This is a genomic window from Dictyobacter arantiisoli, from assembly GCF_008326305.1.
GTDB classification, from domain to species: Bacteria; Chloroflexota; Ktedonobacteria; order Ktedonobacterales; family Ktedonobacteraceae; genus Dictyobacter; species Dictyobacter arantiisoli.
In genome coordinates this window covers 64170-75699 of sequence record NZ_BIXY01000010.1, presented here as the reverse complement: position 1 = coordinate 75699, position 11530 = coordinate 64170, and the positions used below count along the sequence as shown (strand labels likewise).

10 protein-coding genes are annotated in these 11530 nt (G+C 50.2%); 7 read left to right on the top strand and 3 right to left on the bottom strand.

Going from position 1 to position 11530, the window contains the following annotated elements; translation table 11 throughout:
- Window positions 1-157 precede the first annotated feature (157 nt).
- Entirely contained in the window at window positions 158-655 is a 498-nt protein-coding gene (locus tag F1593_RS05190; RefSeq protein WP_149400485.1) for a helix-turn-helix domain-containing protein, read from the top strand.
- A gap of 22 nt (window positions 656-677) precedes the next feature.
- On the opposite strand, the gene F1593_RS05185 is transcribed toward F1593_RS05190, so the two are convergent.
- The gene (locus F1593_RS05185; protein WP_172631874.1) at window positions 678-995 is read right to left on the bottom strand and encodes a type II toxin-antitoxin system Phd/YefM family antitoxin; all 318 of its coding nucleotides are present in this window, start codon (window positions 993-995) and stop codon (window positions 678-680) included.
- A gap of 609 nt (window positions 996-1604) precedes the next feature.
- Between F1593_RS05185 and F1593_RS05180 the strand changes: the two genes are divergently transcribed.
- The 3 genes from F1593_RS05180 to F1593_RS05170 all read left to right on the top strand — a co-directional run bounded on the left by F1593_RS05180 (window position 1605) and on the right by F1593_RS05170 (window position 5867).
- Window positions 1605-1913, top strand: coding sequence for a hypothetical protein (locus tag F1593_RS05180; RefSeq protein WP_149400483.1), 309 nt, complete (start codon window positions 1605-1607; stop codon window positions 1911-1913).
- A gap of 242 nt (window positions 1914-2155) precedes the next feature.
- A complete protein-coding gene (locus tag F1593_RS05175) occupies window positions 2156-3649 on the top strand; it encodes an aldehyde dehydrogenase family protein (protein WP_149400482.1) in 1494 nt (497 codons plus the stop codon).
- Between the two features lie 421 nt (window positions 3650-4070).
- Complete coding sequence (locus F1593_RS05170) at window positions 4071-5867, top strand: erythromycin esterase family protein (protein ID WP_172631873.1); 1797 nt, start codon at window positions 4071-4073, stop codon at window positions 5865-5867.
- On the opposite strand, the gene F1593_RS05165 is transcribed toward F1593_RS05170, so the two are convergent.
- The gene (locus F1593_RS05165; protein WP_149400480.1) at window positions 5864-7126 is read right to left on the bottom strand and encodes a DUF4388 domain-containing protein; all 1263 of its coding nucleotides are present in this window, start codon (window positions 7124-7126) and stop codon (window positions 5864-5866) included. The two genes, F1593_RS05170 and F1593_RS05165, sit on opposite strands and share 4 nt — an antisense overlap.
- A gap of 296 nt (window positions 7127-7422) precedes the next feature.
- Between F1593_RS05165 and F1593_RS05160 the strand changes: the two genes are divergently transcribed.
- From F1593_RS05160 to F1593_RS05150, 3 genes are all read left to right on the top strand, one after another.
- On the top strand, window positions 7423-8130 hold the full coding sequence (locus F1593_RS05160; protein WP_149400479.1) for an SDR family NAD(P)-dependent oxidoreductase: 708 nt from the start codon (window positions 7423-7425) through the stop codon (window positions 8128-8130).
- Between the two features lie 350 nt (window positions 8131-8480).
- Window positions 8481-8918, top strand: a complete 438-nt coding sequence (locus tag F1593_RS05155) for a 6-carboxytetrahydropterin synthase (protein ID WP_149400478.1) — start codon at window positions 8481-8483, stop codon at window positions 8916-8918.
- Window positions 8915-10054, top strand: a complete 1140-nt coding sequence (locus F1593_RS05150; protein WP_149400477.1) for a glycosyltransferase — start codon at window positions 8915-8917, stop codon at window positions 10052-10054. Before F1593_RS05155 ends, F1593_RS05150 begins: the two co-directional genes overlap by 4 nt.
- 25 nt (window positions 10055-10079) lie before the next feature.
- Here the strand turns inward: F1593_RS05150 and F1593_RS05145 are convergent, their stop codons facing one another.
- The gene (locus F1593_RS05145; RefSeq protein WP_149400476.1) at window positions 10080-11477 is read right to left on the bottom strand and encodes a glutamine synthetase family protein; all 1398 of its coding nucleotides are present in this window, start codon (window positions 11475-11477) and stop codon (window positions 10080-10082) included.
- Between the last annotated feature and the right edge of the window lie 53 nt (window positions 11478-11530).

Below are 11530 nucleotides of genomic sequence, written 5' to 3'. Positions count from 1 at the left end.
GCATAGCATATTTCCAAATGTCTATACAAGTCTCAGGCTACTTAGCAGTAAAGAACTCCTAAAGTGCCTGTTTTATTAGAGAACAAAGGCACACTGGAATAGGATATAATGCAGATTGAAGAGAAAGTAGCATAAAGTAAAGAGGAGTGATAACGTCATGGTGGGTAAACCTGGTACTGGACGTTTTGCGTTTATTGATGCCGGTGATGCGGCCCGGCGTCTGGGAGTTGATCGGATCACACTGGAAGGTTGGATCAAAGAAGGACGTCTGAAGGCTCGCAGTGGTGTTGGTCGCGATGTATTTTTTCGGGCCAGCGATGTTGAGGCGCTTTATAATGAGTTGCATCCAGCCAGTGAGTTAGCCGAGGCTGTCGCTGAGGATGAGCAAGAGAGCGCGGGAGTGACTGGTGCAACTGGCGTACCCGGCAAGGCTGTACGTAAGCAGCAAGATCCTCAGATGCGCGTCTACCTGCGCCTGCAAGCCGATGCCAAGTGGTATGACATTTCTGACGAAGATATTCAGAGTTGGTTCAAACAATTGGCGCCCGATGGTTATGAGCGCAACAAACGGAATGTACAGCATACACAAAAGAAGCTACAGGCGATTGTCGATCTGATTGAAGATGCCCAGAAGAGGGCATCTGAGCAAGGTTGATGGGCAGAGATGCCCATCACGTTCATGGTTGATCGTGCTCTTCGTCCTCCCAGCCTAATTCCTGTTTGATTTGCTCTAGAGAAGTCAATATATCGGTTTTCATACCCCTTTGTGCCAGTCGAAACGAGGCCATAAACTTCTCATTCGAGAGAATTTCGAGAGTCTGACTGAGCGTTTCAATTGTTTCACGCATATGGGCATACTGATGAATGGGCAAAATTGCCATGACGTGTTGATCGTTCTGTGTGACAATAATCGGATCTTGCTCTTGTTGAAAGAGTTGGGGCAATGCCGTAAATTGCTCCTGGGCCTCAGAGAGTGATAAGTGACGCTCTGCCATGTCGCCCCCCCTTTGATCTCTTGTCTCTACTATTCCTATCCTATCTGGTATGTGGCGATGGCATTGATGCAGCATCGCACTGTCCAGAAAACCTCTATGCTTATTACGTTATACTGCTCGGATTGTTGGAATGCAAGACGTAATTTGTCGGATTCTTGTTGTGCGTGTGTGTGTATGACGTTGTGATCTTGTTTGTAGGGTCTGTTAAATTCTGTTCGTGTGTATGCATCAAAGATATGTGCTGTTTCGCGTGGCAGGGATACCTGTAGAAATAGACAGGAGAGATACAGGTAGTTTGCTCTGCTTAAAAAACTGGTGGAAATAGCGGTACGCCAGGGACGATACGCAACTATACTATGACTGTGTAGAGGAACCATTGGTATGATGCCCAGCGATAAGCGATGCGCTGATTGTGGAACCCGGCGTTGACCTTAGCGTTCGGAGACGGTTTGAAGATGTGTGTAGCGTCTGTGGGCGAGGCATGACGATCACGCACAGCATACCCGAACTGTCTGTGGGCATAGCATCGGATATGATATGGATGGCGTCATACTGGTGGACGACTCAAAGCATGCACAAATTTTTTAGCGGTAGAGGAGGGATCATACGATGGGACAATGGGCATACAAAGTCGTCTATGTTGACTATCGTGGACGCATTTCTTGTGAAGGCGAAGAGACCCTGATCGGGAATGAGCGGCGCAGTGCATTTGTACGTCGTTATTTTAACAGTGTTGGTCGCGATAGTTGGGAACTTGTCAGCGTACAACCACTGACCTCCAACTCCGCATACTACGTGTTCAAGCGCCCGGCGCAAGATGGAGACTACGAAGAGCCAGCCGCACCGGCTGTTAGCGAGGAGACCCCTGCACCTCCAACTCCTCCGGCCAGTAGCGGCCCAACCGTCGAAAGCGTCTAATAGCATATAGATACAAATAGAAACGAGAGAATAATCATTTGATTATTCTCTCGTTTCTATTTGTATAGCCTGTAGAATCTACCCTTCACGGGCAATACTGCTTCTCTTTATTGAAGCGGTATTGCCCGTGAAGGGTAGATTCTACGATGGGGATGTAGCTCTGATATAATAACAAGGTGTGAACGTATGGTTTGATAGTTCTTAGAATTTACAAATTTCACAAAAGCAAGTGGGAGATATTTATGGCACAAGCAGCATCCTCTATCCAACCCTCCACCTATCAGAATTTTATTGGCGGGCAATGGCGTGACTCGCAGAGTGGTGAAACATTCGCCAGTACTAATCCAGCGCATACGCAAGAGATTGTTGGACATTTCCAATTGTCGAATGTCGCGGATCTTGAGGATGCGGTTGAGGCTGCTGCGCAGGCTCAACGTGCCTGGGCTGCCACCCCTGCACCAGGGCGTGGGGATATCCTGTTGCGTACAGCTCTCTTGTTAGAGCAGCGTAAAGAAGAACTGGCACGCTTGATGACGCGCGAAATGGGGAAGATTCTGAATGAGACCCGTGGCGATGTGCAGACGGCGATCGATGTAGCGAAATTTGTCGCTAGCGAGGGTCGTCGCGCGGAAGGCGAAACCATCCCTTCGGCTTTACCTGATAAAATGTGTCTGACATTGCGGCATCCACTGGGCATTGTGGGTATTATCACGCCCTGGAATTTTCCGATGGCGATTCCTGCCTGGAAGACCTTCCCGGCATTATTGGCAGGTAACGCGGTGGTGCTCAAACCGGCCAGCGATACCCCCTTATCGAGCTTGAAACTGGCAGAGATCCTGCACGAGGCTGGATTACCTGCGGGCGTATTAAATGTGCTTACTGGCCCCGGTGGCTCCCTTGGTGATGCGCTGGCCAGTCATAAGCGCATCAATATGATCTCTTTGACGGGTTCAAATGAGGTGGGACGCCGTGTCGCTGAACTATGCGGGCGTGATTTACGCCGTTGCGCCCTGGAACTGGGTGGCAAAAACGCTGTGATTGTGATGGATGATGCTGATCTCGATCTGGCCGTTAACAACATTACGCTTGGTGCCTTTGGAACGGCTGGACAGCGTTGTACTGCGACCAGTCGTGTCATTGTGCATGGGGCAGTCTATAAGCCCTTTATAGATCGTCTGGTGGCTGCTGCCGAGCAATTGCGCATTGGTGATGGCCTGGATAGTCAGACGCAGGTTGGTCCTGTCGTCAATCGCGGTCGTATCAGGGCGATCCATGAATACACACAGATTGGACAACAGGAGGGTGCACGCCTGCTGACAGGCGGAAATGCTCTGACCGATGATTCCTATGCGGAAGGCGCATTTTACCAGCCCACCATCTTTGGTGATGTACATTCCGAGATGCGTATTGCGCGCGAAGAGGTCTTTGGTCCTTTTCTCTCCCTGCTTCCCGTTGACTCCTATGAAGAGGCGATTGCGGTCGCGAACTCTACTGAATATGGCCTTTCGACTGGTATCTTTACTGATGATGCACGTCTCGCTTTTCGAGCCATGCGGGATATTGAATCCGGTCTGGTGTATATCAATGCTGCTACCACTGGTTCTGAGATCCAGCTTCCCTTCGGTGGCCTGAAGAACAGCGGCAACGGCCATCGCGAATTGGGCGCGGACGCCGTCAACGAGTTCAGTGAAGTCAAAAGCGTCTTCATCTCCTATCCTACCCATCGCAAGCACTAACCCCAACATACGATGCACGCAACCTCATCCTTTACGGTGAGGTTGCGTGCATCGTCCCTCCGTAGTAGCCACCCTTCACGGGCAATACCGTTTAAATAAGAGGATGTATGAGAAAAAACGTAGGCATTGCACGGACCTGCGCTTGCGCTTCGTGCCTACATCTTCCATCATCTCTCGATCCCAGGGAAATGGATACAGGGCTTCGGGGCTTGAATCGTACGATTCACGGGAAAGCGCACCTCGGTTGCGACCTCGGCACGCACCTACATTTCTCCATCATGATTCCTCTCTATTGGCAAATATATTTTCCGGTTTTTGCAATAGCAGAAAGAATATATACAAGAAGGTTGATAGAACAAATACAGACTTCCCGGCGTATATATCATAGTAGCTGTTCCATAGCTTAACAAGGATGAGATATATGCAACGACAGCACGTTATACAGTTGGAAGATGTGATTGAGTTGTTGAAAGAAAGCGCGCTGCGGCTGAAAAATAGTATGCCTGGTGGAAATTATCGCGATCTGCAACCACTGGCGAATATTGTAGGTGATGCTCATATCGTAGCATTTGGAGAAGCGACTCGTGGAAATCACGAGTTTTTTATGCTCAAGCATCGTTGCCTGGAATTTCTGGTGCGGGAACAAGGGTTTACGTTGCTGGCAATTGAGGATGGTCTGTGTGAGGTGGAATGCGTTAATCACTATGTTTTAACGGGTGAAGGAGATCCTAAAGAACTCCTCAACGGTTTGTTATCCTGGACCTGGAAGACGCAGGAGATGTTGGATGTGATTGAGTGGATGCGGGAGTATAATAAGCAGCGGGGTGAGAAGCCTGCCTTGCAATTGCTTGGTCTGGATATGCAATCGTGCACTTTAGCTATGATCAACGTGCTGAATTATATCGGTTATGTGGATGCGGATGCAGTGAGTGAAATCACTGACCTCTATCAAGCTTTCGGCGAATATACCGATGATCTGGAACTGTATAGTAACGAGACCATCCAGGTTAAGCAAACATGCTGGTCGCAATTGCAACGGGTTCATGATCTATTGGTGGAGCGGCGGGCGACCTATGAGAAATCCTCATCTCATGAGGCATTTGCCTATGCTCTCCAATGCGCACAAATTGTCTTGCAGGCGGAAGAAATGTATTCTCGGCATGACTTTTCATTGCGCAGTCGCTCCATGGCAGAGAATGTTGCCTGGCATCTGGCACAGTATGAGTATGAGGCCAGAATATGTATCTGGACGCATAATGGACATGCCGCTGCTGCCAGTGCTAATGCACAACCACGTACACTTGGTTCCTATCTCAACGAAATGTATGGTAATGATCTGGTTTCATTTTGTCTGTTACTTGGCAGTGGAACCTTTAATGCTGAGGATCGTAGCCAGCCCGGAAAAATCATTACGCCTGCTGTCGGTCTGGCACCGCAACAGAGTTATGAAGCCTTATTCGGCGCCGTGGGTCTGCCGCGCCTGCTGATTGATTTACAAGGATTGCCGGATGTTCCTTATCAATGGATACAAAATCCCCATTGTTACAGACTCATAGGTGCAGCCTATACGCCTCAGCTAGAAAAACAGTGCTGGGCAACAGTGTGCTTACCGGATGTCTTCGATGCGGTTATGCATGTGCAGGAGGGAACGCCATCCAGATTGTTGAATGCCATCCAGCCTGCTGTGGAAGCTCCTCGTCAGCTTACAGCAAAAAATTTGAAGGGGCCGCGCAATCTACGTTTTGAAGCCGGGCTGGCTTTCTGGCAGTGGAAGACGCCCCAGGGATACACCTGTGAAATTGAAACAACATTTGCCTATCGCGGTCATGTCTGTGCCTATCTACAATCCACTGCAACCCTTACTGCTGAGACCAGTTGGCTGGGACAAATGCTTCCATCTGATCTCTATCGCCAGCGCCGTATTCGCTTATCGGCGAATGTGAAAGCGCGCAATGTTACAGGCTACGCTGGTTTATGGATGCATATCGGCAATGCAGACGGGCATCTGTCTGTTGATGATATGAGTGCGCGTCCAATTGTGGGTACCAGAGATTGGGCCCGCTATGAGATAGTGCTGGATGTATCTGCCATTAGCAGCTATATCCAGTTTGGGCTGGCGCTCAGCGGCTCCGGCCAGGTCTGGATTGATGATGTGCAGCTAGAAACCGTCAGCACAGAGGTGCCACTGACCGGGAATATCGTTGCCAGAGACAACTAATCATCACCACGTTGTAAGGCGAACTGCTCGAACATCGCCTCCCAGACCTCCTGGTTTTCGATGCGTTCTCGGGGATTCGCCACACGCCCATTGATCATTTCAAAGATACAACTAAGCAAGCGTTGGAGCACCATAGAGGCTTCATCATAGAAGCCTGCGGCTTTTTTAATATCGCCATTGAGAATTTCATAACATAAGGCTGCGAAGTTCTCAATGTCGATATGGTTATGGTCAACTCGAAATTCATAACTACCCATATGCCAGAGATTTTCATTGCGCATAAGTGTCTGTAATGTATTGACATCGAGATCTATACCATTGGTGCGGCAGGTTTCGGAGAGTGCATCCATGGTCCAGTTAATAAACATCACCAGTGCGGAAAGTTGTTCGGTAGGCGTGTTTTTGGTTTCCCAGGCCTGTTCCATGCGACTGATCAGATTCAATAACTCAAAGTTTTCCATGCGTAGCTTTTCTGCTGGACCAGGCAGGCGTACTTTGCGACCGTTGAGATGTGGGGCTTCTTGATAGAGAGGCAACAGGAAGTGTTGTTTGGTTAATTGACCAAGTTCGCGTGCAACATCCAATTCCGGGCGGCGCAAGGCGCTGGCGATCCGGCGCACGCGGCGATAGAGGTTGACATGCGTAAAGAGTTCCAGGCTGCGGATATCGAAGCGCATGGCACTGGAAATTGTCGGTGCCAGCTGTAGCATCGTGCGCATGCCATGGGGAAGAATGTGGCTTAATTCCTGCCACTCATCGCTGTAACGGACCATCTCCATCGTGGCGCGCACCACTTCAATATCCAGTGAAGCCTCGCCATAGGGTAATAATTTTTGGACACTAGAACTGGCGATAAACTCATAGTGACCATCGTTCCAGAGCGAAATTTCGCGTGCCGTCCATAACGTCTTGATGCGTAGAGCTTCATGCAACTGCTGTTCTGTAATCACATTCATCATTACCAGACGTTCACCGATGCGCTTGCCCAATGGGTCCTGTAATTGTTGGGCATATGCCTCTTCAATATGCTGGTACGTTGTCATTCCCAGTTGTTGTAATACGTCGCCGAGGGCCAGAGCACCTGGATCAAGTTCAGTTGCGTTGGCTAAGAGGCCTTCATTGAAATAGAGGATGCCCATGCGGCCGGTATTCTGCTTGAGATGAATCGCTCCCGTCATGCCTCCGAGCTCTACCATCTGTAAAATCTCTATGAGGCCAAAATCCCTTAGATTACCGGACAAGACGGTGTTAGTATTCATACTCCCCCCATGAGCCAGCTTGGTCAGTTAGATACAATATGTATCGGTGATGTGGAAGATAATCTTAGCATTCAGTGTTCTTACTATCAAGGCCTGTGCATTGCATTATATCAGAGCTATAGGTAATTCAACAAGCTGAATAAGTAAATGCGCAAGAAGGTTTTAATTTCGTATTTTAAGCGGGTGAGCAGGTCAGATTGACGTTTGCTCTCCATAGCCATACCGCCTCTGGATACAGGGTAGATAGATGGTTGTATGCAATCACGTTGCGGCTCGTTGCCTGTTATAATTCAAGCATGAAAAATAAAGTAGCAATTATTACTGGTGCTGGTCGCGGCGTAGGCCGCGCTACAGCCCGCTTATTCGCGCAAGCTGGAGCACAACTTGTGCTCTTCAGCCGCACCCAATCCCAGTTAGATGAGCTGGTGGCTGACATTGCGCCATCGGCTGGAAGTGTCCTCGCCATGGCTGGTGATGTTGCACGTGAAGCAGATGTCGAGGCGCTTTTTCAGCGTGTCAAAGAGACGCATGGTCGCGTGGATATTCTGGTGAATTGTGCTGCTATTGTAGCGGTAAAGCCATTTGCCGATATGGATATCGCAACCTGGGATCAAGTGATGGGGATCAATCTGCGTGGTACCTTTCTCTGCTGCCATGCCGCGTTCCGGCTGATGATGGAACAGAAGCAGGGAGTAATCATCAATATTTCCTCGCTTTCAGGCGTCAAAGGAGTAGAGAAATTCCCCGGAATGAGTGCCTATAACGTCTCAAAATCAGGTGTAGCAGGCTTGACTGAAATATTGGCTGTCGAAGGCAAACCTTATAACATTCGTGTCACGGCAGTCAGTCCCGGTGCTATTGATACCGAGATGTTGCGGCAAGCGGCCCCGCATCTGAATGCAGCCATGTCCCCTGAACAGTTAGCCGAAATTATCCGCTTCCTGGCCGATGACTCTGGAAGCATGTTCAGCGGCAGCAACATCGAGCTGTTCACTAACGCCTAGCGAAAAGAAAGGATCGTAGATCGTAGTAACCACCCTTCACGGGCAATACCGCTTCAATACGGAGCATTATGAACAAAACGTAGGCATTGCACGGAGCGCAGCGCAGGTCAATGCTCCCTTGCGCGTACGACTCTCTCACCCCAACGCTCTGCACTGTTCTCCGGCATGGGTGTCGGGGTAGGAATGGCCTATGGGCGGGATGCTCGTACGATGAATGGGCAAGCGCACCTTGGTTGCGACCTCGGCACGCACCTACCGTATTCGTCGAGATTCCTCTTGTTGAAGCGGTATTGCCCGTGAAGGGTGGTTGCTACGCTTACTATTACGATTATGATAGAGGAGATAGGATCATGGTCTATCTGACCCGGCGTGTCACCTTTAGTGCGGCACATCGTCTATGGAGCAATCATCTGACTGAAGAAGAAAATTATCGCATCTATGATAAATGTGCCAATGGCAATGGTCACGGTCATAACTATGTCCTGGAGGTGACGGTATGTGGGGAGCCCAATGAGCATACGGGTATGGTCATCAATTTAACCGATTTAAAGCGGATTACCAATGAGCAGGTTGTTAATTGGGTGGATCATAAGCATCTCAACTACGATGTTCCCTGGTTGGAAGGGGTGATCCCGACTGCGGAGATGCTGGCAATCAAGTTCTGGGAGCGCCTGGAGCGCGGTTTTCCGGAAGGATTATTATATGAGGTAAAGTTGCATGAGACAGAGAATAATATTGCAACCTACCATGGAGATCGTGAGAGCGTGTCGAAAGCAGGTCAGGTATGAGGATCGCGCTGGTTGCTCCACTGGTGACTCCGATAGCGCAACCATTTGTGGGAGGTTCACAGGCGTTAGTGGCTGATCTGGCTCTGGGTATGGTTCAACGTGGTCATGAGGTGACATTGTTTGCACGCGAAGGTTCATCTATTCCTGGCGTTAAGATCGAGCCGGTTGTAGTACCTGACAGCGTGATTCCCTCACGCTTCTCCGAGCCCGGTACCGCCCAATCCGCTGATCCAGGATTTATGATCCAGGCGAATGTCTTTTTTGAGCTCTTTTTACAGCTGCGCCAGCGTGCCAGTGAATTTGATATCCTGCATGCTCACGCCTTTGACTGGCCCTGCTTTACTGCCAGTGCCCTGCTCACCACGCTTCCGGTACTGCATACCATTCATCTGCCAGCCGTCTCGCCAGAGATTAATGCAGTCCTAGGGATTCTACAGCGTCAGCAACATCCATTCACCTTGATCACCGTCTCGCAAGCCTGCGCACGCGATTATGCATCCTATACCACCTTCGATCATATCATCTACAATGGCCTGGATCTGGATGCCATTCCCTTTGTGCTACAGGTAGCCGACGATGCTCCGCTCCTATTCGCTGGCCGGATCACGCCAGAGAAAGGAGTCGAGGAGGCGATTGAGATCGCCGAGCAGGCCGGGCGTCAACTATTGCTGGCTGGCGGCATTTATGATCAGTCTTATTATAGCGAACGCATTGTCCCACGCCTGGAAGTCGGGCAGGGGCGCATTCACTATCTTGGTCAGCTTGACCATCCAACGCTCTGGCAACTGATGGGGCAGGCGCAAGGCTTACTTTTTCCGATTGCCTGGGACGAACCCTTTGGCCTGACGCCCGTTGAAGCCATGGCTGCAGGCACGCCCGTGATCGCCTTCCAGCGTGGAGCCGTGACCGAGGTTATCCGCGATCAGCAGACGGGATTTTTGATTCCCGCTGGGGACTGCGCACAGGCCGCCGCCGCCGTAGCCCGGTTGGCAACTATCGAGCGGAGCGCCTGTCGAGCCCATGTCGTAGCTAATTTTTCACTCAAACGTATGCTGGATGCCCATGAGCAAGTGTATACACTGGCTATGGATAGGGCTACAGCGGTTGGGCGCGTCCCTGCGGCCCAACCGCTGTAGCCTCTCAGCACAGTTAAAACTGGGTTTAGAACTGAGCCAGATAACGCTCAATTTCCCATTGATGGACTTGCTGGCGATATTCGGTCCATTCAATGCTTTTGGCATCCATGAAGCCTTCGTAGATCGTATCACCCAATACATCGCGGATCAGACTATCTTCGCGCATACTATCCAGTGCCTCACCCAGGGTAGCTGGTAAGAGACGGGAGCGCGGGCGCAGGCGTTCGCTATCATCTTGCAGGAAGATTGTCTCATCCATGGCTGGCGGCAGCGTTAACTTGCGCTGGATGCCGTCCAGTCCTGCGCGTAGCATCACTGCCAGAGCGAGATGAGGATTACAACTGGGATCAGTACAGCGCAATTCGATGCGCATGGATGCTTGCGGATCGGTCCCTGGACGAGGTACCCGGATCAGTGCTTGCCGATTGACGCGTCCCCAGTTAATGAAGACTGGAGCTTCATAGCCACGTACCAGACGTTTGTAGGAGTTGACCAGTGGGGCAAGGATGGCACACATTGAACGCGCATGTGCCAGTTGTCCTGCAATAAAACCGCGTCCAATTTCCGACAGGCCGTATTCACTATGGTCATCGATAAAGGCGTTCTGGCCGGTGTCACGATGCAGCAGCTGTTGATGGATATGTAATCCTGATCCATTGATGCGATAAAAGGGTTTAGGCAGGAAGGTGGCGTAAAGTTGATGCTGGGCCGCAATGGCCTTGATAACATATTTAGCCGTCAATAGATTGTCCGCCATGCGGAGCGCATCGCCGGTATCAAAATCAATCTCATGCTGGCCAGAGGCGACTTCGTGATGGCTCCCCTCGATCTTCATCCCCATACTTTGCAGAGCATGGACCATTTCACTGCGAATATTGATTGTCGTTTGTGTAGAAAGATCAAAATAGCTGCCTGGATCATCCTGCAGGGGCATGGGTTTTTTGTCATCAAAACGCAGTAGGAAGAATTCGAGTTCAGGAGCGACCTGGTATTTGAAGCCCATCTCCTTTGCCAGTTCCAGAACATGGAATAAGGCAGCACGTGGATCACCCTCGAAGCGTTCGCCGTCTGGTTCGCGTACATCGCAAATAACACGGGCTATAACATTATCACCATCATTATGAATGTCATTTTTTCGTGTACCTGATGGGGGGCGTACGTGACCCGGTAGAATGGAAAAGGTAGCGAGATCTGGATACAGGTACATATCGCTTTCGGCCACCCGGGCAATATTCTCAAGTGCGGACCCATCAAACCATTTGCCGTGCCGCACACAATCTGCAAACTGTTCCGCTGGAATCGTGACACACTTTGCCACGCCGACAACATCGGTGAATTCCAGATTAACGAAATTGATTCGTTCGCTTTTAATGGTAGCCATGACCTGTTCGTAGAGGGTGTGGTCTCCCCGTTTATCTGCCATACTTGTTTGCTCCTTTGCTTCGTTGCCTTTTCTAGTATTATCGTCTGCATTGA

Excerpts from the sequence above, each read along its gene's own strand:
- F1593_RS05190 (WP_149400485.1), top strand. The coding sequence starts at position 158 with ATGGTGGGTAAACCTGGTACTGGACGTTTTGCGTTTATTGATGCCGGT.
- F1593_RS05185 (WP_172631874.1), bottom strand. The coding sequence starts at position 995 with ATGGCAGAGCGTCACTTATCACTCTCTGAGGCCCAGGAGCAATTTACG.
- F1593_RS05180 (WP_149400483.1), top strand. The coding sequence starts at position 1,605 with ATGGGACAATGGGCATACAAAGTCGTCTATGTTGACTATCGTGGACGC.
- F1593_RS05175 (WP_149400482.1), top strand. The coding sequence starts at position 2,156 with ATGGCACAAGCAGCATCCTCTATCCAACCCTCCACCTATCAGAATTTT.
- F1593_RS05170 (WP_172631873.1), top strand. The coding sequence starts at position 4,071 with ATGCAACGACAGCACGTTATACAGTTGGAAGATGTGATTGAGTTGTTG.
- F1593_RS05165 (WP_149400480.1), bottom strand. The coding sequence starts at position 7,126 with ATGAATACTAACACCGTCTTGTCCGGTAATCTAAGGGATTTTGGCCTC.
- F1593_RS05160 (WP_149400479.1), top strand. The coding sequence starts at position 7,423 with ATGAAAAATAAAGTAGCAATTATTACTGGTGCTGGTCGCGGCGTAGGC.
- F1593_RS05155 (WP_149400478.1), top strand. The coding sequence starts at position 8,481 with ATGGTCTATCTGACCCGGCGTGTCACCTTTAGTGCGGCACATCGTCTA.
- F1593_RS05150 (WP_149400477.1), top strand. The coding sequence starts at position 8,915 with ATGAGGATCGCGCTGGTTGCTCCACTGGTGACTCCGATAGCGCAACCA.
- F1593_RS05145 (WP_149400476.1), bottom strand. The coding sequence starts at position 11,477 with ATGGCAGATAAACGGGGAGACCACACCCTCTACGAACAGGTCATGGCT.